The sequence below is a fragment of the Escherichia sp. 20412-1 genome, assembly GCF_003027595.1.
GTDB classification, from domain to species: Bacteria; Pseudomonadota; Gammaproteobacteria; order Enterobacterales; family Enterobacteriaceae; genus Escherichia; species Escherichia marmotae.
Map to the genome: position 1 here is coordinate 173,835 of NZ_PYQM01000003.1, position 22,167 is coordinate 196,001.

Consider the following 22,167-nt stretch of genomic DNA (forward strand, 5'->3'; position numbering starts at 1 on the left):
ATATACTTTCCCTACACTGTGTTAATAAGGACATGCTGGTGAGAACACGACATCTGGTCAGCCTGATTTCAGGTGTACTTATACTTTCAGTACTGCTGCCTGTCGGCTTAAGCGTCTGGTTGGCCCATCAGCAGGTAGAAGCGTCATTTATTGAGGAGTTGAATACCTATTCTTCCCGTGTCGCTATTCGGGCCAATAAAGTGGCGATGCAAGGAAAAGATGCGCTGCAAGAGCTGGAAAGATGGCAAGGTGGAGCCTGTAGTGAAGAACATCTCATGGAAATGCGCCGGGTTTCATACAGCTATCGCTATATTCAGGAAGTGGTCTATATCAATAACAACATTCCCCAGTGCTCTTCTCTGGAACACGAAAGCCCACCGGATACCTTCCCGGAGCCGGGGAGGATTTCAAAAGAGGGTTATCGTGTCTGGTTAACCTCGCACAACGACTTAGGTATCACCCGTTACATGGTTGCTATGGGAACCGCACATTACGTAGTAATGATCGATCCTGCCTCCTTTATCGACGTAATTCCTTATAGCTCATGGCAAATTGATGCCGCCATTATTGGCAATGCCCATAATACTGTCATAACCAGCAGCGATGAAATTGCCCGGGGCATTATTACCCAACTACAAAAAACGCCCGGTGAGCATATCGAAAATAATGGAATTATTTACGACATCCAGCCCCTCCCGGAGATGAATATTTCCATCATCACCTGGGCTCCAACGAAAATGTTGCAAACAAGCTGGTATCGGCAGGTCTTTATTTGGTTACCTGTTGGGTTATTAATTGGTCTGCTGGCAGCGATATTTGTGCTTCGTATTTTGCGCCGCCTCCAGTCACCGCATCACCGACTGCAAGATGCCATCGAAAACCGTGATATTTGCGTACATTATCAGCCGATTGTCTCCTTAGCCAATGGCAAAATTGTCGGTGCCGAAGCACTGGCACGTTGGCCACAGACGGACGGTAGCTGGTTGTCACCGGATAGTTTCATCCCGCTGGCACAGCAAACGGGTCTTTCTGAACCACTGACGCTGCTGATTATAAGAAACGTATTTGAAGATATGGGCGACTGGCTGCGACAACACCCGAACCAGCATATTTCAATCAATCTGGAATCTACTGTGCTCACATCGGAAAAAATTCCGCAACTCCTGGGGAAAATGATCAACCACTACCAGGTTAACCCTAAACAGATCGCGCTTGAACTCACAGAGCGCGAGTTTGCCGATCCGAAAACCAGCGCTCCGATCATTTCTCGCTACCGGGAAGCCGGTCATGATATTTATCTGGATGATTTCGGTACTGGTTATTCGAGCTTAAGTTATTTGCAGGATCTGGATGTCGATATTCTGAAAATAGATAAATCCTTCGTTGACGCACTGGAATATAAAAATGTCACCCCGCATATCATCGAAATGGCAAAAACGCTGAAGCTGAAAATGGTGGCGGAAGGCATCGAAACCAGCAAACAGGAAGAGTGGCTACGCCAGCATGGTGTGCACTACGGTCAGGGCTGGTTGTACAGCAAAGCTTTGCCAAAAGAAGATTTCATTATCTGGGCAAAACAGCATCTCTGAATTAGGGGCTGGCGGCACGCCGCACAGCCCGTCACGCTACTCGTCGATGATTGACTCGAACCCACCGTAAATCATCCGTTTGCCATCAAACGGCATTGATTCACCGAACTCTTTCATCCGTGGGTCAGACATCATTTTTTGATTGGCAGCGTCGCGGACCTCTTTTGAAGGATATTCAATCCAGCTAAACACCACTTCCTCATTCTCTTCCGCTTTCACTGCCATGCGAAAATCGGTCACTTTGCCGTTTGGCACATCGCTGGCCCAACATTCGACAATGCGAAGCGCGCCAAACTCTTTAAACAGTGGCGCGGCCTTTGCGGCCATTTCCCGGTAGGCATCCTTATTTTCGGCAGGAACAGCAACAACAAACCCATCAACATACTTCATCAGAAACTCCTCCGAAGCGTACTGCGCAGTCAGGCAATTCCTGCAGCGTCAGTCGTGATTAAAGTTTAGCCACATTGAGATTTTTTGACGAAACGGCGGGGAAACAGAAATGGGTGGGGGCTCTGCCAGCTACATCCCGGCACACGCGTCATCTGCCTTGGCTGCTTCCTTCCGGACCTGACCTGGTAAACAGAGTAGCGTTGCGGGAGAACCAACAGAGCCCCCATTGAGAGCGTTGAGAACCAACGCGCAGGCGCATTATCACTGCTGCCCCTGCTAATTGCAACCCATTGCGTGCCAGATGCTGCTTTCTTGCGCAATGCGGCTTCACTCAGGCGTTTTTCCAGATTATGCTGAAAAATTACCTCAGGAAGAAAAGATGGAAAAAGAAGATTCATTTCCCCAACGCGTCTGGCAAATCGTAGCCGCTATTCCCGAAGGCTATGTCACCACCTACGGTGATGTCGCAAAACTGGCAGGATCACCCCGCGCCGCGCGCCAGGTAGGCGCTGTGTTAAAGCGCCTACCCGAAGGCAGCACCTTGCCCTGGCACCGGGTGGTTAATCGCCATGGCACAATTTCGTTAACCGGCCCAGATTTACAGCGTCAGCGGCAGGCGTTGCTGGCAGAAGGTGTGATGGTATCGGGAAGCGGGCAAATCGACTTGCAGCGTTATCGCTGGATTTATTAACCCTCTCCGGACGGAGAGGGTTAATGGCGCTTAGTATTGCGTAGGTGCTGGAACTGCCGAAGACGGATTCACTTGTGTCGGGGAAGTCGACGGTACAGTGGTTGTTGCGCCACCGCTGGCCTGAACCGGCACGGCGGTTTGCTGAACCGGCACTAATATCAGGTCAGCTTTGGTTCCGCCCTGATTGATCACCGGTTGAACGGTATCGGTGATAAACACCAGTTTGTCGTTGACGGTAACCGCCGCACTCAACAGGATACGCGCATTCGGCTGAACGTCTGCCGGGTTAAATGGCAGAACAAAACTGAACGGTGACTGTTTACCTTCGGTACGTACTGCTTTCTGCGCCAGAACTTTAGAAGGCGCATCCGCTAACGACGCGTCAGAAAGTGTCACGGTCAGCACGGCGTCAGGCGGCAGTGCGACTTTCTGACGGATCCAGACCGTACCGGAAACATTCGGTTGTTGTATAGCAGGTTGCTGTGTCGCTGCAATAGACGTATTTGCAGCCGGTGCTGGCGTCTGGATATCCGCGCTTTTATCCGCGCAAGCCGCCAACGCAATCGCAACCGCTAAACCACTGGCCATGTGCACGAGTTTCATTCACTTCTCCTTATTATCAATGCACCAGCGGGCTAACTTTCCTCGCCGGAAGAGTGGTTAACAAAATAGTAACGTCAATAAGTGTGGCACATGTCACGTATTAACGCCTGCATTTAGCCAGTAATTCAGACCATTGCACCCATCGGACCAGTAACAAAATTGCGTTATACTCAACTCACTTTGGCTTGCTGCGGCAGCTTTGTTACTGGAGAGTTAATATGAGTCAGGCCTTAAAAAATTTACTGACATTGTTGAATCTGGAAAAAATTGAGGAAGGACTCTTTCGCGGCCAGAGTGAAGATTTAGGTTTACGCCAGGTGTTTGGTGGCCAGGTCGTGGGTCAGGCGCTGTATGCTGCAAAAGAGACTGTTCCCGAAGAGCGTCTGGTGCATTCGTTCCACAGCTACTTTCTTCGCCCTGGCGACAGTAAAAAGCCGATTATTTACGATGTCGAAACGCTGCGCGACGGCAACAGTTTCAGCGCCCGTCGTGTGGCTGCTATTCAAAACGGCAAACCGATCTTTTATATGACGGCCTCTTTCCAGGCACCGGAAGCGGGTTTCGAACACCAAAAAGAGATGCCTCCAGCCCCTGCGCCTGATGGTCTGCCTTCGGAAACGCAAATCGCCCAGTCGCTGGCCCACTTGTTACCGCCAGTGCTGAAAGATAAATTTATCTGTGATCGTCCGCTGGAAGTCCGTCCGGTGGAGTTTCATAACCCACTGAAAGGCCACGTCGCAGCCCCCCATCGTCAGGTGTGGATCCGCGCGAACGGCAGCGTGCCGGATGATCTGCGCGTTCATCAATACCTGCTCGGTTATGCCTCTGACCTCAATTTCTTGCCAGTAGCTTTACAGCCGCACGGCATCGGTTTTCTCGAACCGGGGATTCAAATTGCTACCATCGACCATTCCATGTGGTTCCATCGACCGTTTAATTTAAACGAATGGCTGCTGTATAGCGTGGAGAGCACGTCAGCGTCCAGTGCCCGCGGATTTGTGCGTGGTGAGTTTTATACCCAGGACGGCATGCTGATTGCCTCGACCGTTCAGGAAGGGGTAATGCGTAATCACAATTAAAAAACAGCCGGAGGTGAAAACCGTCCGGCTGTCAGATTGTTGGTAACGTGCTTTTGTTGATGCCGGTGGCGGCGTAAACGCCTTATCCGGCCTACCAATTCTTGTAAATTCAATAAATTGTGATTTTTATTGTCGGCCTGATAAGCACAGCGCATCAGGCAAATTTGTATTTGATTGCAGGTTACGCGTTATAGGCATTTTCGCCGTGGCTGTTGACGTCCAGCCCTTCACGTTCCTGTTCTTCCGGTACACGCAGGCCAACCGTCAAATCCGCCAGTTTGTAGCCGATAAACGCCACCACACCAGACCAGACGATCGTAATGGCGATACTTTCCAGTTGTACCAACACCTGATGGCCCATCGTCACACCTTCCGCGAAGCCCACACCGCCCAGCGAACTGGCGGCAAAAATTCCGGTCATGATACAGCCGACAATACCGCAAACGCCGTGTACACCGAAGACATCGCAGGGATCATCCACCCGCAGCAGACGTTTCAACATAGTAACGCCCCACAAGCCTGCCAGACCAGCTACCACGCCGATAATCAACGCGCCGCCAACACCAATGTAACCACAGGCAGGCGTCACGCCGACCAGACCGGCAATCGCACCAGAGCAAGCCCCCAGCAGAGAAGGTTTACCGCGCAGTGCCCATTCACCGAAGATCCAGCCAAGAATTGCCGCCGCCGTTGCTACCACGGTGTTAACAAACGCCAGTGCCGCAATTTCGTTTGCCGTGCCCGCAGACCCGGCGTTAAAACCAAACCACCCGATATAAAGAATGGCAGTTCCGGTAAAGACCATCGGCAGGTTGTGCGGTTTAAACGCCTCTTTGCCAAAGCCCACGCGTTTACCGACCAGATACGCGCCTACCAGACCGGCGATTGCGGCGTTAATGTGCACCACTGTGCCACCGGCAAAATCCAGCGCACCGTGGGAAGCCAGCAAACCGCCTCCCCAGACCATATGCGCAATCGGAATGTAAGAGAGCGTCAACCACACCACCACGAAGATTAACACTGCCGAGAAGCGAATCCTCTCCGCCAGCGCCCCGACGATCAAGCCAACGGTAATACAGGCAAACGATCCCTGAAACGCCACGTGGATATACTGATAGATACTGCCCATTACCGCGGTCAATTCGATATTTTTCAACATTAACCAGTTAATGTTGCCAAAGAAGTTGTTGCCCTCGCCAAACGCCAGTGAGTAGCCGTAAACCACCCAGAGAATACAAACCAATGCAAAGGTCACGGTCACCTGTGTCAGCATCGACAGCACGTTTTTACCGCGAATCAGGCCACCATAAAACAGCGCGATACCCGGAACAGTCATAAACAGCACCAGCGCAGTACAAATCATCATAAACGCATTGTCGGCTTTATCTGCCACCGCAGGAGCAGCCATTACCAGTCCTGGCAGCATCGCCAGTGAAGCAAGCCCAGTTTTTATCGTCGCTATCTTCATTTTTCAGTCCTGTTGCTGTGTGCCAGAGATTACAGCGCCGCTTCGTCGGCTTCGCCGGTACGGATACGAATGACGCGTTGCAATTCAGCGACAAAGATTTTGCCGTCGCCAATTTTTCCGGTGTAAGCCGCCTTGCTGACGATATCGATCACTTCATCGAGTTGATCATCGGCAATCGCCACATCGATTTTTACTTTTGGCAGGAAATTGACGCTGTATTCCGCGCCACGGTACAGCTCAGCATGCCCTTTCTGACGCCCGAAACCTTTCACTTCAGTGACGGTCAGGCCCTGGATGCCAATGGAAGATAACGCTTCACGAACGTCTTCCAGCTTGAATGGTTTGATTATCACGGTCACCAGCTTCATAGATCCCCTCCGGTCAGAATTCGGTAATGGTTCTGCTACACGAAGAAGGTATTGCAAGCGGTGTGCCAGAAATGAAAAACGAGAGGGAAAGCAGGACGCAAAGGTGATTGAAAACAAAAACGCACTATGACAGTGCACAGTGCGTTGCATTTTTGCACCAACGATGAAATTTTGCGCTAATCAGGCGCTCAACGATTCCTCTTCACGTACGCTGGCAGCCAGTTCTTCTCCTGCAAGTTGCAGTTGGTACATCTGCCAGTAACGTCCCTGAGCCGCAAGCAGTTGCTGGTGCGTCCCCTGCTCCACGGCTTGTCCACGATGAAGCACCAGAATGGTGTCGGCATCAACAATGGTCGATAAGCGGTGAGCGATCACCACCAGCGTAGTATGTTCGCGCACCGCCGCCAGGGCGTGCTGAATCGCCTGTTCAGTACCGGAATCAATACTGGCGGTTGCTTCATCAAGGATCAGGATTTGCGGTGTTTCTACCAGCACGCGCGCCAGCGCCAGCAACTGTTTTTGCCCGACTGAGAGATTATTCCCCTGCTCGCCCAACGGCGTATAAATGCCGTCGCTCATGCTGCGCGCCAGCTCTGCCAGTTGCACCGTTTCCAGCGCTTGCCAGATGCGTTCTTCGGAGATATCACGCCCCAGCGTAACGTTCGCCAGGAAGGAATCCGCCAGCACAACCGGATCTTGCTGCACCATTGCCACGCCCTGGCGCAGCGCGCTGTGACTTAGCGAACTTAACGGACGTCCGTCGAGACGAATCTCGCCTTCCGTTAGCGGGTAATAGCCCATCAGCAAACTTGCCAAAGTGCTTTTGCCACTGCCGGTATGCCCGACCAGCGCCACAAAGTTGCGCGAAGGCACAGACAGATTAATGTTTTTCAGTACCAGATTGTCATCACGATAGGCAAACGACACATTATCGACGTCAATGGTGCCGCTCTGTAACGGGCGATCATCATTGCCATATTGCTGGCGCGGCCCGTCCATCAGTTCAAATACACGCTCACCTGCGACAACAGCCTGTTGCAGCATTGCCTGTTGCGTGGTCAGTTCGATTAATGGTTCGTTAAGTCGCCCCAGATAGCTGATAAACGCATACAACACGCCCACTTCAATAGTGCCACTGGCAGAGAAACCAAACAGCATCAACAAACCGCAAAGAATGAGCGATGAAAACAGACTAAGCAGTGGTCGCAGTAAAAAGCCGTCGAGCCGCAGGGTTTGCATTCGCGCCATATAGTGCGAACGGCTGGCCTCCCCCATACGTTCACCAAATCGCGCCTGCTGACGGAACTGCTGGATAACGCTCATGCCATTGATGATTTCGTTAAAACCGTCGTTGATATCCGCCAGATAGGCGCGCACGCGGCGGACAATCGGCGTACTGTAACGCTGGTATATCACCATCACCACCAGCACGACCGGGAAGATCATTATTGCCACCAGCGCCATTCGCCAGTCGAGACTGAACATCGCCACCAGCATCGCACCCACAAGTGCGGCGCTACGCAAAACGGTTGCGACCACGGTAACGTAGAGATCGCGGATCACTTCTGTGTCATTGGTGACGCGGGAAATGACCTGCCCGACCGGCTGGGTATCAAACTCACTTAATGGCTGGCGTAGCGCAGCATCCATCACGTCGGTACGCAACTGTTGTACAACGCCAACCGCCGCCCGGTTAAATAACAACGACTGCGCGTAGTGCAGTCCGGCGGCAAGCAGTTGCAGCCCAACATACGCCACCGCCAGACCAACAACCATCTTCAACGGCAGATTATTTTTCGCCACCATATTGTCGATAAAATAGCTGATGAGCAGCGGCCCACTCACTTCTGCCGCTGCTGCAACCCACATCATCAGAACCGCAATACCCAGCGGCTTACGCCACGGCGAACCGTATGCTAACAGGCGCTTCAGAGTCGGCCACAGTTGGCTAAAACTACGCATCAACGGCCTCCTCGTGAATTTCAGGGGCATCGTCAAGCGCCGCCTCCAGTTGTTGATAGCGATACATATCGCGATACCAGCCGCTTTGTTGCGCCAGCACATCATGATCGCCGCGTTGAGCGATATGCCCGTGCTGCATCACAATTATTTCACTGGCTTCTGTCAGTGCAGAAAGACGATGGGCGCTGATGATGACCGTTCGCCCCTGTCCCCACTGGCGCAGGTTATGCAGGATCTGGTGCTCTGTGCGTCCGTCCACCGCAGAAAGCGCATCATCCAGAATGAGGATTTCCGCATTCACCAGTAACGCCCGGGCAATGGAGATACGCTGTTTTTGGCCACCGGAAAGCATCACGCCACGTTCGCCCACTTCTGTGTCGTAACCTTGCGGCAGACGAAGAATATCGTCATGCACACTGGCCAAACGCGCTACGTGCTCAATCTCTTGCTGGGTAGCATTCGGGCAACCCAGCGCAATGTTATTCGCCACGGTGTCGGAAAAAAGGAACGGCGTCTGACTGACGACTGCCAGGCGGCTACGCCAACTGTCGAGTTGTAGCTGCGTCAGAGGAATATCATGAAAGCGAATATCCCCCTCGCTGACGTCGAAATGACGCTGAATGAGTGACAGCACGGTACTTTTGCCGGAACCGGTCGGCCCGCAAATGCCCAGCATCTGACCGGGCTTCAATACGAAACTGACGTTTTCCAGCGCAGGATGGTGAGTTTGCGGATAGGTAAACTGGCGAATATTCACATCCAGTTTACCGCGTCCTTCCGGCACACTTTCGCTACCATCTTTGACGACCGGCGCTTCCGCCAGCATCGTTCGAATACGGCTGTACGCCGCGCTGCCGCGTTCCACAATGTTAAACATCCATGCCAGCGCCAGCATCGGCCAGATCATCAGGCCAAGATACATCATAAAACTGGTGAGCTGTCCCAGCGTTAAACTGCCCTGCACAACCATCCAGCTTCCCCCACCAATCGCCAGTAAATTCGCCATCCCAATAGCGATATAGATGGTCGGATCGAAACGGGCATCAATACGTGCCACACGCATGTTTTTCTTGCCAGTGTCCTCGGCATCTGCGGCAAATAGCGCCGACTGGCGATCTTCCAGACCAAAGGCTTTAATCATACGGATACTGGTGAGGCTCTCCTGGGTGCGGTCGTTGAGGCTGGAAAACGCCGCCTGCGCCAGCTTAAAACGCTCATGTAAAGCGTCGCCATTACGTTTGATCATGATCGCCATCACCGGCATCGGCAGCAGCGCTATTAAGGTCAACTGCCAGCTAATTTGCGTTGACATCATAATCAGCACCGCGCAGCCCATCACCAGCGAATCCACCAGCGTCAGCACCCCTTCCCCGGCGGCAAATACCACGCGATCAACGTCATTCGTCGCGCGGGCCATTAAGTCCCCCGTCCGGTGACGCAGGTAAAATTCTGGATGCTGGCGGCTTAACTGGCGGTAATAATCTTCACGCAGTTCAACAGCCAGTTGATAAGACGCACCGAACAACAGTACACGCCAGACATAACGCAGTAGATAAACCACGACTGCAATCAGCACCATAGTGGCGATCCACATCAGGATCTGTCCGGTCGTAAAGTGTTGTTCCGTCACGCCATCGACCACAATCCCGACTACTTTCGGCGGAACCAGTTGCAGCATCGCGATAATGACAAGCAAGGCCACAGCCCCGAGATAGCGACGCCATTCCCGACGGAAATACCAGCTTAGTTGAGCAAATAATCGCACGCGTTGTGTCCTGACCTGATTTTGGATATTTATTCGATGGGTAAAGAAGTGGTGTATTTAATCTGTTCCATCGCGAAACTGGAAGTAACGTCCGACAGCCCTGGCACGCTGTTTACCAGACGCTTATAAAACTCGTCGTAGCGTTTCATGTCGGCAACCTGGACACGCATCAGATAATCGTATTCACCGGCCATGCGCCAGAACCCCAGCACTTCTGGCATTTCCGTTACCACCGTGACAAAGCGGCAATACCATTCGCTGCTGTGATGTTGCGTTTTAATCAGTACAAAAGCGGTCAGCCCGAGGCCAATTTTTTCCGGGTCCAGTAAGGCAACTTTGCCGATAAGGATACCGTCATCCTCCAGCCGTTTCAGACGCTTCCAGCAAGGCGTGGTTGTCAGATTAACGGCTTCTGCCAGAGCCTGCAAAGAGAGGGTACAATCCTGCTGTAGCAAGGCCAGCAGCTTACGATCAATTTTATCTAACATAGCCCACCCACAGAGAATTATTTTCTCTTTTCATTCTATTTTAAAGGTCAAATACCGACAATTTATTCTGTGCGGTTTAAACGCCACTGCACAAAATGACAAATTCAAAGCAAAAAAAAACCGGGCTATTGCCCGGTGCTGGAAGGGATCTCGTTATTCGGGGGAATAAGGTAGATGTGGATTGTCCAGCCAGTGCGTCAAATAGTGAGAGACAGCCTGATTTCGGCAGTGTCCAATCACCGGTAAATGAGGGAGTTCCGCGCGAAGTTGCGGCATCGCATTGCCCATAATAAAGCCGCTGCCGACGCTGCCTAACATTTCACGATCGTTCATCGCATCGCCAAAGGCCATGCAGTCGCGCAGCGAAAAACCTAAATATTGGGTCAGCACCACCAACGCTGCGCCTTTATTGCACCCCACCGGCAGTACTTCCAGGCAATTAATCGCGGAAAAACACAAATGTGCTCGCTCGCCTAATGCTTCCTGTAGTTGGATCTGCAAGCGCGTAAGATCGTCATGATCGCCACAGAAACAGACCTTGGTGACGCGGTCGAGAGGCATTTTTTTGACATTGATAATCTGATAACGAAACTTGCTATAGACAAATGCCTGCAACAACGCCGGAATTTCGCGTTCGGTAAACCAGCCATCATCATTGAAGATATGCATGCTGGCCTGGGTATCCCACTTCTGATAGAGCACCCGTTCCGCCACATCTGCAGGTAAATCATCACGATGTAACAATTCACCTTCCAGAGAATGCACGCGCGTACCGTTGCCGGTAATCAAATACGCATCCAGCGATAGCGCCCCGAGAATGTGCTGCATCTCCAACGCATGGCGACCCGTAGCAAAAGTAAGGGTGATATCGCGTTCACGCAGGCGCGCCAGAGTAGAGAGGGTTTTCTCACCTAAGTGGTGGTCAGGCATCAATAAAGTGCCGTCCATATCAAATGCTGCCAGACGAGCCATTTCTTTCTCCACTCTGTGACAGGGTTAATGGTGATTGAGTATCACCTGATATATACGGAAGTAATAGTGAATAGTTAAATAATATTGTTCCGGGTTTATATGCGACTGCTTAACCGTCTTAACCAGTATCAACGTCTGTGGCAACCTTCCGCGGGAGAGACGCAGTCCGTGACCGTCAGCGAACTGGCCGAACGCTGTTTTTGCAGCGAACGGCATGTGCGCACACTGTTACGTCAGGCACAGGAGGCTGGATGGTTGGAGTGGCAGGCGCAATCAGGACGCGGAAAGCGCGGGCAACTACGCTTTCTGGTGACGCCGCAATTCCTGCGCAATACGATGATGGAACAGGCGCTGGAAACCGGGAAACAGCAGGATGTGCTGGAGCTGGCGCAACTGGCTCCTGGCGAGCTGCGTACCCTGTTACAACCGTTTATGGGCGGGCAATGGCATAACGATACACCGACGTTGCGTATCCCCTATTATCGCCCACTCGAACCGCTACAACCGGGCTTTTTGCCCGGCCGTGCCGAGCAGCATCTCGCCGGGCAAGTTTTTTCCGGCCTGACCCGCTTCGACAATAATACGCAACGCCCAATTGGCGATTTAGCGCACCACTGGGAAACGTCTACTGACGGGCTACGCTGGGATTTTTATCTTCGTTCAACACTGCACTGGCATAACGGCGATGCTGTAAAAGCAACGCAACTGCATCAGCGGTTGTTGATGCTGCTCCAGCTACCTGCATTGGGTAAATTATTTATTAGCGTGAAGCGTATTGAAGTCCCCCATCCGCAGTGCCTGACCTTCTTTTTACATCGCCCCGATTACTGGCTTGCCCACCGGCTGGCAAGCTATTGCAGTCATCTCGCGCATCCACAATTCCCGCAGGTGGGAACCGGTCCTTTTCGCTTAACACAATTCACAGCGGAACTGGTGCGTCTGGAAAGTCACGATTATTACCATTTACGTCATCCACTGCTAAAAGCGGTTGAATACTGGATAACTCCACCGCTTTTTGAAAAAGATTTGGGAACCAGTTGCCAGCATCCAGTGCAAATCACTATCGGTAAACCCGAGGATCTGCCTCTGGTCAGCCAGGTCAGTAGCGGCATCAGTTTAGGTTTTTGCTATTTAACGTTGCGCAAAAGCTCCCGACTAACCCTCTGGCAGGCGCGAAAAGTGATCACCATTATTCATCAATCTGGTTTACTGCAAACGTTAGAAGTCGGAGAAAACCTGATCACCGCCAGTAATGCATTGCTGCCTGGCTGGACTATTCCGCAATGGGAAGTGCCAGATGAGGTCAAACTACCGGAAACATTGACGCTGGCTTATCACCTGCCAGTGGAACTTCATGCTATGGCAGAACAGCTACGGACGACGCTGGCAGCAGAAGGTTGCGAATTAAAGATTATTTTTCATCATGCGAAAAACTGGGATGACACAACCCCACTAGCTCAGGCAGATTTGATGATGGGCGATAGATTAATTGGCGAAGCACCGGAATATACCCTTGAGCAATGGCTGCGTTGCGATCCGCTCTGGCCACATGTTTTCACTGCCAGCACATATGCACATCTGCACTCAACACTGGATGCCGTGCAATTGATGCCTGATGAGGAAAACCGACATAACGCCCTGAAAGCGGTCTTCACACAATTAATGGATAACGCCACGCTGACACCACTGTTTAACTATCACTATCGCATTAGCGCGCCGCCCGGTGTTAACGGTGTCCGTCTGACGCCGCGCGGCTGGTTTGAATTTACCGAAGCCTGGCTTCCCGCACCGTCGCAATGAAGCACTGGTCGGGGTTAACCACAGGCGTTACCATAAGGTTTTTACCGATTTAGCAGGATGATTTATGAAACGTGCTGTCGTTGTGTTCAGTGGAGACCAGGATTCCACCACCTGTCTGGTACAGGCATTGCAGCAATATGATGAAGTCCATTGCGTGACATTTGATTACGGCCAGCGCCATCGCGCAGAGATCGACGTGGCCCGCGAACTGGCGCTAAAACTAGGGGCACGCGCGCATAAGGTGCTGGATGTGACGCTGCTCAACGAGCTAGCGGTTAGCAGCCTGACGCGTGACAGCATTCCAGTGCCAGATTATGAACCTGAAGCCGATGGTATCCCGAATACGTTTGTCCCAGGGCGTAATATTTTGTTCCTGACGCTGGCGGCAATATATGCGTATCAGGTAAAAGCAGAAGCAGTAATTACCGGCGTCTGCGAAACGGATTTCTCCGGTTACCCGGATTGCCGCGATGAGTTTGTGAAAGCACTGAACCATGCCGTCAGTCTGGGCATGGCGAAAGATATTCGCTTTGAAACACCGTTGATGTGGATTGATAAAGCGGAAACCTGGGCGCTGGCGGATTATTACGGCAAGCTGGATTTAGTCCGTAACGAAACGTTGACCTGCTATAACGGCATTAAAGGCGACGGTTGCGGTCATTGTGCTGCGTGTAATCTGCGTGCCAACGGGTTGAATCATTATCTGGCCGATAAATCGGCGGTGATGACGGCGATGAAACAGAAGACCGGATTGAAGTAATTATTCGGGGTGTCGCCTGATCCGATCTACGATTGTATCACGCCTGGAGGCCGGATAAGACGCACCCCGCGTCGCATCCGGCACAACAAAACGTTTACTGAACCATCTGCTCCAGCTTTTCGCGCAGTTCCCCTTCCAGGGCTAATGCTTTCTGCGTTTTGAGATCAATACAAACAAAGGTGATGAGCGCATCCGCCACCACCTGTCCTTCCGGCTCAAGGGTGATTACTTGACTTAAAATGCCGCTTTTACCGTTTAATTGCTGCAACTGACTGGTAATGGTCAGCAGGTCGCTCAACACCGCCGGGCGACGATAGTTAATATTGATATTGACTACCACAAAAGCGATGTTATGGGCGGTCATCCATTGAAAGCTGTCGCTATTTTCCAGTCCATCCCAGCGGGCTTCTTCGAGAAACTCAAGGTAGCGGGCGTTGTTAACGTGCTGGTAAACATCGAGATGGTATCCACGAACTTTGATTTGTGTTTGCATAGCGCAATAGCCTTACGTTGTTGTTATAAGAACAGTTATAAGCACAGAGGTCATAACTGGTATGACCTCTTCAGTCTGGCAAAAAATTGCCACTATGCAAATTAATTACAGACTTAATACCGCAAGGTTACGTTCCACCAGCGAATTGCCCATCCCCGGCACCTGTTTTAAATCTTCCACCGTTTTAAACGGACCGTACTCTTCCCGATAACTGACAATCGCCTGCGCTTTCTTCAGGCCAACACCATTCATAACGCGGGCTAACTCTTCCGCACTGGCATTGTTAATACTGACTCTGGTGCCTTCTTCGTCACTGGCTTTCGCCGGTATTGCCGCTTTGCTTTGTGCTGCGGGTGCCTCCGCTTTGGTTTCTACCGCTGCCGGTTTCGCCGTAGGGGCAGCCGCCAGCGCGCTATGAGACATTCCGGCACAAGCCAGAGACAGAGTAATGAGAAGTGCTTTGATTCCGTGTTTCATACTGTTTTCTCCTTGTTTGTTAACAGTGGAATCACCTTAACGGCAGTGAAAACAGTAAACAAATGGCAATATTCAGAAATGGAAAAGGCCGCGAAAGCGACCTTTTCTTGTTACAGCTACAAAGCATTTTTTTGCGAAGCGGCTTCAGGATTATTGCTGTTCCAGCGCGTCGCCAATTTTGATTTTCGCCTCTTTACGCAGGTTACTCATCAGCGCTTCAAAGACGATTTGTGCGTTGTTCTGGGTGATACCCTGCACCATCGCTTTTTTCTGTTCTTCCGGCATTGAGCCTTGTTTCACTTCGTCCAGCGCCAGAAGAACCACATTACCTTGCATATCGGTCGCCATACCGTAGCTCGGTTTGTCTTTCGCTGGCAGAGGCAGTGCAAACGCGGCCTGGCTAATTGGGTCACGGCCGGAACGACTTAAGGTTTTCGGCTCGCCAAATTTCAAACCGGCAGCTTGCATAGCTTCCGCACCCTTGCCCGCTTTCAGATCAACCAGCAGTTTTTCAGCATCGATTTTCGCCTGCTGTTCAGCTTTGTTGTGCTGAACCAGCGCTTTAACCTGTTCCTGAACATCTGCCAATGGTTTAACCGCTTCTGGTTTATGCTCGCTGATGCGCAGCACGAATGCGCGATCGCCGTCTACGGTGATGATGTCAGAGTTGATGCCCGGCGCACCGTTTTCACCAACCAGACCGCCGTTGAAGATAGCGTCCGCAACCGGCTTAAAGTTTAACTCTTCCGGCAGTTTATCTTTACTAAACCAGCCAGTCTGGGTGGCTTTAACACCCGCAGCCTGCTCTGCACCGGCCAGAGATTCGGTGTCGTTGCTTGCCGCATCGCTCACTTTCTGCTGCAGCGCGTAGTACGCATCCAGGGCTTTTTCGTGTTTCACTTTCGCCGTGATGTCGTCACGGACTTCGTCTAACGACTTCACTTTCGCAGGCTGAATATCGTCCAGACGCACGATCAAGAAACCCACAGAAGATTTGATGACGCCGGACAGTTGGCCTTTTTCTTTCAGACCAGCATTTTTCAGTTCATCCGGGATAGTGGCATCTTCTAACCAACCCATATCGCCGCCGTTACGGGCAGAGATAATATCGGCAGATTTTTCTTTTGCTAACGCAGCAAAATCACCACCTTTGTTCAGCTCATCAAGTACCGCTTTCGCTTCATCTTCAGTTTTGGTCTGGATGATGCTGTAACGGGTACGCTGCGGCTGGGTGAATTGATCCTGATGCTGATCGTAGTAACTCTGGATATCCGCATCACTAACCGGTTGCTGCATCGTTGCGGCATCCAGTTTGATGTAGCTCACGCGGAATTGTTCCGGAGTCATGAAGCTGTTTTTGTTTTGCTCGTAGTAGCTGGCGATTTCCTGTTCGGTCACTGCCTGCTTAGCCGCCAGAGCGTTAACGTCGATAGTCGCTTCACGCACTACACGTTGTTGAGCAACCAGCGCTGCCAGCTCGTCGGTTTCACCTTTTAGCATAAAGTCAGTGCCCGCAACGCCGTTAATCAGTTGTTGGGTCATAAGCTGGTTACGCAGCGCCTGTGCGTACTGATCGGCACTCATCCCCATCTGGTTGAGGATACCGTTATAGCGGCTGTTATCAAACTTGCCGTCAACCTGAAAGGCTGGGGTTGCGAAAATAGCCTGTTTAACCTGCTCATCGCTGACACCCAGTTTTAGTTCGCGGGCGTACTGATCCAGCAGCGCCTCGTCGATCAGACGATTCAGCACCTGTTGACGCAGGGTTTTCATGTAGCCTTCGTTCGCAGCCAGCTCAGAGTATTGATCGCCAAGCTGTTGCTGCATCCGATTACGCTCGCTGTTGAAAGCGTTCTCAAACTGCCCGCGGCTGATTTCCAGGTCATTCACTTTTGCGGCGTAGTTATTGCCTCCGCCAATCAGGTAACCACTCACGCCGGTCAATATGAACGACACGATAATGATACCGAAAATAATCTTGAGCACGAGACTGTTTGCAGCCGTGCGTAAGCTGTCCATCATGGTGTAACAACACTCCGCTGTAGGTGACTGTATACCTCACGCAACATATCGCTGCGTGCAAAGGCCTATTGTGACAAGAAACGGGGGCAATTGTCAGCCCACAACTTGCAGAAAGTCACGGAATACAAATAAAAAAGGCACATCAGTAGATGCGCCCTTGAACTTCGTCACATCCCCAATGGGGACAATACTTAGTTTACCGCGTCTTTCAGCGCTTTACCTGCACGGAAGCTCGGTACTTTAGCTGCAGCGATGGTGATCTCTTTACCGGTCTGCGGGTTGCGACCAGTACGGGCAGCACGCTCTTTAACGGCAAAAGTACCAAAACCAACCAGTGCTACATCATCCCCTTCTTTCAGGGATTCAGTTACGGAAGCAATAATAGCATCTAACGCACGGCCAGCCGCAGCTTTAGAGATATCAGCCCCTGCAGCAATCTTGTCAATCAATTGAGATTTATTCACTCTTCTCTTCCTCTTTATAATTTATCCCGCACTTGAATCCTTCAAGGTGCGAACGCGCAGCAGTTATATCAGGCCAGCCATCCCCTTACAACACCCCTTAATAAGGGCAAGCCTAATCCGCCCTCTAACTTAACGAGACAAAAAAAGGCTGGCAAGCCCGAATTGACCCACCAGCCCTTTTTTTATTAGTGCAATTTGCGCGAAGTCACTATTTTGCAGTTACAACCTGCATTCCAGACGGTTCATTTTGCAGCGCCAGAGTCAGAACTTCCTCAATGCGCTTCACAGGATGAATGTCCAGATCGGCAATCACGTTGTCCGGAATCTCTTCCAGGTCGCGTTTGTTCTCAAACGGAATTAACACTGTTTTAATCCCGCCGCGGTGCGCTGCCAGCAGTTTTTCTTTCAAACCGCCGATTGGCAACACCTGACCACGCAGAGTAATCTCACCAGTCATCGCCACATCGGCGCGAACCGGGTTACCGGTCAGGCAAGAAACCAGTGCGGTGCACATGGCAATACCGGCGCTCGGACCATCTTTCGGCGTCGCACCTTCCGGTACGTGCACGTGGATGTCGCGTTTTTCGTAAAAATCTGGATTGATCCCCAGTTTTTCCGCACGCGCGCGAACCACAGTTAACGCCGCCTGAATGGACTCTTGCATCACTTCGCCCAGCGAACCAGTGTAAGTGAGTTTACCTTTGCCTGGAACACACGCTGTCTCGATGGTCAGCAAGTCGCCGCCGACTTCCGTCCACGCCAGACCAGTTACCTGACCAACGCGGTTTTCGTTATCCGCGCGACCATAGTCGAAACGCTGAACACCGAGGTAGTCATGCAGGTTATCGCCGTTAATTTCGATATGTTTTAATGACTTATCGAGCAACAACTGCTTAACCGCTTTACGGCATAGTTTGGAGATTTCACGCTCCAGACCACGCACGCCCGCCTCACGGGTGTAGTAACGAATAATGCCAATAATGGCGCTATCGTCGACGGTCAGCTCACCTTTTTTCAGTGCATTACGTTCAATCTGCTTCGGCAGCAGGTGACGTTTGGCGATGTTCAGTTTTTCATCTTCGGTATAACCAGAGAGACGAATAACTTCCATACGATCCAGCAGTGGCGCCGGAATATTCATGGAGTTCGACGTCGCAACAAACATCACGTCGCTAAGGTCGTAATCCACTTCCAGATAGTGGTCGCTGAACGCCACGTTCTGCTCTGGATCCAGCACTTCAAGCAGTGCGGAAGCTGGATCGCCACGCATGTCAGAAGACATTTTGTCGATCTCATCGAGCAGGAACAGCGGGTTTTTCACGCCCACTTTCGCCATTTTCTGGATCAATTTACCCGGCATAGAACCGATGTAAGTACGGCGGTGACCACGGATTTCCGCTTCGTCACGCACACCGCCCAGCGCCATACGGACATATTTACGTCCGGTAGCTTTAGCGATGGACTGCCCCAGAGAAGTTTTACCTACCCCCGGCGGTCCAACCAGGCAGAGGATCGGCCCCTTGATTTTATTTACGCGGCTTTGAACCGCGAGATACTCAAGGATGCGATCTTTCACACGTTCCAGACCATAATGGTCGGTATCGAGGATTTCTTGCGCCTGACGCAGGTCTTTTTTGACCTTGCTACGTGCATTCCACGGCACCTGCACCATCCAGTCGATATAACCTCGCACCACGGTCGCTTCTGCCGACATTGGAGACATCATTTTCAGCTTCTGCAATTCTGCTTCCGCTTTCTCTTTTGCCTCTTTTGGCATTTTCGCCGCGTCGATTTTGCGCTTCAACGCTTCATTTTCGTCTGGCGCGTCGTCCATTTCACCGAGTTCTTTCTGAATAGCTTTCATTTGCTCGTTCAGATAGTACTCACGCTGGGATTTCTCCATCTGCTTTTTGACGCGGTTGCGAATACGTTTCTCAACCTGCAGCAGATCGATTTCCGACTCCATCATAGCCATCAGATATTCCAGACGTTCGTTAACGTCGGACATCTCAAGAACGGACTGTTTGTCAGCCAGTTTTAGCGGCATATGTGCGGCAATGGTGTCCGCCAGACGCGCCGGATCGTCGATGCTGTTCAGCGACGTCAGCACTTCTGGTGGGATTTTCTTATTCAGCTTGATGTAGCCTTCGAACTGGCTGATTGCGGTACGCACCAGCACTTCCTGTTCGCGCTCATCAATAGTCGGGGACTCCAGATACTCCGCCTTCGCAGAAAAGTGTTCGCCATTGTCAGAGAGCGCAGAAATACGCGCGCGCTGTAACCCCTCGACCAGCACTTTGACGGTGCCGTCAGGCAGTTTCAGCATCTGCAATATAGAGGCCACGGTCCCGACGGTGAAAAGATCGTTTACACCCGGCTCATCCGTTGAAGCTTCTTTCTGCGCGACCAGCATAATTTTTTTATCATGATCCATCGCCGCTTCCAGACAACGGATAGATTTTTCCCGTCCGACAAATAAGGGGATGACCATGTGCGGATAAACCACCACATCGCGCAGCGGCAATACGGGGATTTCAATGCGTTCAGAACGCTCAGGATTCATAGAGCTCTCTCTTAGTTTAATGTCCGCCAGGTAATCAGATGACATGACTGTGCTTCACGCCATCTATTAACATGTACGTCAGTATATGGGGATGTTTCTCCCACATTCAACGTCGGGAATAGAGGAAAAATGAAAGGGGAGATAAAACCCCCCCTTTTTGGTTAACTAATTGTATGGGAATGGTTAATTATTCACCAGACGCCTGTTGCGCTTCCGGCTTGCCATAAATCAGCAGTGGCTTGCTTTGCCCTTCAATAACCGACTCGTCAATAACCACTTTTTCCACATCTTCCATAGAAGGCAGATCATACATGGTATCAAGCAGCGCAGCTTCTACGATGGAACGCAGACCACGGGCACCGGTTTTACGCGCCATCGCTTTCTTGGCGATAGCATCCAGCGCTTCGTCACGGAATTCCAGATCCACGCCCTCAAGGTTAAACAACGCCTGATACTGCTTGGTCAGGGCGTTTTTCGGCTCTTTGAGGATCTGAATCAAAGCTTCTTCGCTCAGTTCATTCAGCGTTGCCACAACTGGCAGACGACCGATGAACTCAGGGATCAGACCAAATTTGATCAAATCTTCCGGTTCAACCTGCGCCAGCAACTCACCTTCGCTTGCTTTGTCAGATTTCGCTTTTACCGTCGCACCAAAACCAATGCCGGAGCCAGTTTCGACACGATGGGAAATCACTTTATCCAGACCGGCAAATGCACCGCCACAGATAAACAGGATCTTGGAGGTATCAACCTGCAAGAATTCCTGCTGCGGATGCTTACGTCCGCCCTGCGGTGGAACGGCGGCAACCGTACCTTCGATCAGTTTCAACAGTGCCTGCTGTACGCCTTCACCGGAAACGTCACGGGTAATGGACGGGTTGTCAGACTTACGCGAAATCTTGTCGATTTCATCGATGTAGACAATCCCGCGCTGCGCTTTCTGTACGTCGTAGTCGCACTTCTGCAACAGCTTCTGAATGATGTTTTCAACATCTTCACCCACATAACCCGCTTCGGTCAGGGTGGTGGCATCAGCCATAGTGAACGGAACGTCCAGCAGACGCGCCAACGTTTCCGCCAGCAACGTTTTACCAGAGCCAGTCGGACCAATCAGCAGAATGTTACTTTTGCCCAACTCGACGCCATTGCTGGTATCGCCGTTGCGCAGACGTTTGTAGTGGTTGTACACCGCGACCGCCAGCACTTTTTTCGCCTGTTCCTGACCGATGACGTAATCGTCCAGGTGGTTGCGAATTTCATGCGGCGTCGGTAGCGAACTGCGTTCACGATGCGGTGCTACTTCTTTAATCTCTTCGCGAATGATGTCGTTACATAAATCAACACATTCGTCGCAGATATACACGGATGGACCGGCAATCAGCTTACGCACTTCATGCTGGCTTTTGCCGCAAAAAGAGCAATACAGCAACTTGCCTGAGCCATCTTTGCGTTTATCTGTCATGGGTCAAAACCTCTTCTTTGTTCTTTGTGCCGCACACGACGACGCAAATGCCATTCTCAGGCGCAAGCCGCTTACAGCGTTGTGCCAACCTGAATAAGTATAGCGGCACAGTTGCGCCTCTGGCATCAATTACGATGGGTCAGAATCGAATCGACCAGACCGTATTCCACCGCTTCAGGCGCGGAAAGGAAGCGATCGCGCTCAGTGTCACGTTCAATCTGTTCTAATGATTGACCCGTATGAAGCGCCATAAGTTCATTCATCCGCCCTTTAACTTTCAGAATTTCACGGGCATGAATTTCGATATCAGTCGCCTGGCCCTGATAGCCGCCCAACGGCTGGTGAATCATCACGCGCGAATTCGGCAGGCAGAAACGTTTACCTTTTGCCCCTGCGGTCAGCAGGAATGCCCCCATTGAGGCCGCCTGGCCCATACAAATGGTGCTGACATCAGGCTTGATAAACTGCATGGTGTCATAGATAGACATCCCGGCAGTGATCACCCCACCTGGGGAGTTAATGTACAGATAGATATCTTTTTCCGGGTTTTCTGCTTCCAGGAACAGCATCTGCGCCACAATCAGGTTAGCCATATGGTCTTCAACCTGGCCAGTCAGAAAAATAACGCGTTCCTTAAGTAGACGAGAATAGATATCAAAAGAGCGCTCACCGCGTGAGGTCTGTTCAATGACCATCGGCACCAGCGCCATATGGGGTGCAAAGTTATCTCGTTCGCCGCTGTATGACATTT

At 51.4% G+C, this 22,167-nt stretch carries 20 protein-coding genes and 1 other RNA gene; 5 read left to right on the forward strand and 16 right to left on the reverse strand.

From position 1 onward, the window contains the following. Positions 1-38 precede the first annotated feature (38 nt). Complete coding sequence (locus C7B16_RS03825; RefSeq protein WP_107179396.1) at positions 39-1,589, forward strand: EAL domain-containing protein; 1,551 nt, start codon at positions 39-41, stop codon at positions 1,587-1,589. Positions 1,590-1,625: 36 nt separating this feature from the next. Here the strand turns inward: C7B16_RS03825 and C7B16_RS03830 are convergent, their stop codons facing one another. After that, positions 1,626-1,979 carry a DUF1428 domain-containing protein gene (locus C7B16_RS03830; protein ID WP_000878149.1) on the reverse strand — a complete coding sequence of 118 codons (354 nt, stop codon included), beginning with the start codon at positions 1,977-1,979 and terminating at the stop codon, positions 1,626-1,628. Positions 1,980-2,099: 120 nt separating this feature from the next. Further along, an RNA gene (ffs, locus tag C7B16_RS03835) (signal recognition particle sRNA small type) lies at positions 2,100-2,196 on the reverse strand. Positions 2,197-2,358: 162 nt separating this feature from the next. On the opposite strand from ffs, the gene C7B16_RS03840 reads away from it, so the two are divergent. Further along, positions 2,359-2,670, forward strand: a complete 312-nt coding sequence (locus tag C7B16_RS03840) for an MGMT family protein (RefSeq protein ID WP_000409903.1) — start codon at positions 2,359-2,361, stop codon at positions 2,668-2,670. Positions 2,671-2,700: 30 nt separating this feature from the next. Here the strand turns inward: C7B16_RS03840 and C7B16_RS03845 are convergent, their stop codons facing one another. Continuing rightward, positions 2,701-3,273 carry a YbaY family lipoprotein gene (locus tag C7B16_RS03845; RefSeq protein WP_001515895.1) on the reverse strand — a complete coding sequence of 191 codons (573 nt, stop codon included), beginning with the start codon at positions 3,271-3,273 and terminating at the stop codon, positions 2,701-2,703. A 218-nt stretch (positions 3,274-3,491) separates the two neighbouring features. Here C7B16_RS03845 and tesB point away from each other — a divergent pair, with 218 nt between their 5' ends. Continuing rightward, entirely contained in the window at positions 3,492-4,352 is an 861-nt protein-coding gene (gene tesB / locus C7B16_RS03850; protein WP_000075873.1) for an acyl-CoA thioesterase II, read from the forward strand. A 181-nt stretch (positions 4,353-4,533) separates the two neighbouring features. Here the strand turns inward: tesB and amtB are convergent, their stop codons facing one another. From amtB to cof, 6 genes are all read right to left on the reverse strand, one after another. Further along, positions 4,534-5,820: an ammonium transporter AmtB gene (gene amtB / locus C7B16_RS03855; RefSeq protein WP_000685045.1), complete on the reverse strand. Its 1,287-nt coding sequence runs from the start codon at positions 5,818-5,820 to the stop codon at positions 4,534-4,536. Positions 5,821-5,849: 29 nt separating this feature from the next. Beyond that, on the reverse strand, positions 5,850-6,188 hold the full coding sequence (gene glnK / locus C7B16_RS03860) for a P-II family nitrogen regulator (RefSeq protein WP_000780338.1): 339 nt from the start codon (positions 6,186-6,188) through the stop codon (positions 5,850-5,852). A 180-nt stretch (positions 6,189-6,368) separates the two neighbouring features. After that, positions 6,369-8,150: a SmdB family multidrug efflux ABC transporter permease/ATP-binding protein gene (locus tag C7B16_RS03865; protein ID WP_107179379.1), complete on the reverse strand. Its 1,782-nt coding sequence runs from the start codon at positions 8,148-8,150 to the stop codon at positions 6,369-6,371. After that, positions 8,143-9,915 (reverse strand): SmdA family multidrug ABC transporter permease/ATP-binding protein, encoded by a 1,773-nt coding sequence (locus C7B16_RS03870; protein WP_001515893.1) that lies wholly within the window; start codon positions 9,913-9,915, stop codon positions 8,143-8,145. Before C7B16_RS03870 ends, C7B16_RS03865 begins: the two co-directional genes overlap by 8 nt. 29 nt (positions 9,916-9,944) lie before the next feature. Continuing rightward, the gene (decR, locus tag C7B16_RS03875) at positions 9,945-10,403 is read right to left on the reverse strand and encodes a DNA-binding transcriptional regulator DecR (protein ID WP_000884589.1); all 459 of its coding nucleotides are present in this window, start codon (positions 10,401-10,403) and stop codon (positions 9,945-9,947) included. Between the two features lie 153 nt (positions 10,404-10,556). Then, positions 10,557-11,375, reverse strand: a complete 819-nt coding sequence (cof, locus tag C7B16_RS03880; protein WP_001515892.1) for an HMP-PP phosphatase — start codon at positions 11,373-11,375, stop codon at positions 10,557-10,559. Between the two features lie 99 nt (positions 11,376-11,474). Here cof and C7B16_RS03885 point away from each other — a divergent pair, with 99 nt between their 5' ends. Continuing rightward, positions 11,475-13,175 carry an SgrR family transcriptional regulator gene (locus tag C7B16_RS03885; protein ID WP_001238185.1) on the forward strand — a complete coding sequence of 567 codons (1,701 nt, stop codon included), beginning with the start codon at positions 11,475-11,477 and terminating at the stop codon, positions 13,173-13,175. Between the two features lie 64 nt (positions 13,176-13,239). Next, positions 13,240-13,935 (forward strand): 7-cyano-7-deazaguanine synthase QueC, encoded by a 696-nt coding sequence (gene queC / locus C7B16_RS03890; RefSeq protein WP_107179380.1) that lies wholly within the window; start codon positions 13,240-13,242, stop codon positions 13,933-13,935. Positions 13,936-14,029: 94 nt separating this feature from the next. On the opposite strand, the gene fadM is transcribed toward queC, so the two are convergent. The 7 genes from fadM to clpP form a co-directional block, all read right to left on the reverse strand. Further along, on the reverse strand, positions 14,030-14,428 hold the full coding sequence (gene fadM / locus C7B16_RS03895; RefSeq protein ID WP_001194535.1) for a long-chain acyl-CoA thioesterase FadM: 399 nt from the start codon (positions 14,426-14,428) through the stop codon (positions 14,030-14,032). A gap of 105 nt (positions 14,429-14,533) precedes the next feature. Next, the gene (locus tag C7B16_RS03900) at positions 14,534-14,905 is read right to left on the reverse strand and encodes a helix-hairpin-helix domain-containing protein (protein ID WP_000680305.1); all 372 of its coding nucleotides are present in this window, start codon (positions 14,903-14,905) and stop codon (positions 14,534-14,536) included. A gap of 150 nt (positions 14,906-15,055) precedes the next feature. Beyond that, positions 15,056-16,927: a peptidylprolyl isomerase gene (gene ppiD, locus C7B16_RS03905; RefSeq protein ID WP_107179381.1), complete on the reverse strand. Its 1,872-nt coding sequence runs from the start codon at positions 16,925-16,927 to the stop codon at positions 15,056-15,058. A gap of 191 nt (positions 16,928-17,118) precedes the next feature. Beyond that, positions 17,119-17,409, reverse strand: a complete 291-nt coding sequence (gene hupB / locus C7B16_RS03910; protein ID WP_254892905.1) for a nucleoid-associated protein HU-beta — start codon at positions 17,407-17,409, stop codon at positions 17,119-17,121. Between the two features lie 190 nt (positions 17,410-17,599). Then, a complete protein-coding gene (gene lon, locus C7B16_RS03915) occupies positions 17,600-19,954 on the reverse strand; it encodes an endopeptidase La (RefSeq protein WP_001295325.1) in 2,355 nt (784 codons plus the stop codon). 187 nt (positions 19,955-20,141) lie between these two features. Beyond that, a complete protein-coding gene (gene clpX / locus C7B16_RS03920) occupies positions 20,142-21,416 on the reverse strand; it encodes an ATP-dependent protease ATP-binding subunit ClpX (RefSeq protein ID WP_000130317.1) in 1,275 nt (424 codons plus the stop codon). A 125-nt stretch (positions 21,417-21,541) separates the two neighbouring features. Then, positions 21,542-22,165, reverse strand: coding sequence for an ATP-dependent Clp endopeptidase proteolytic subunit ClpP (clpP, locus tag C7B16_RS03925; protein ID WP_000122253.1), 624 nt, complete (start codon positions 22,163-22,165; stop codon positions 21,542-21,544). Positions 22,166-22,167: the final 2 nt, after the last annotated feature.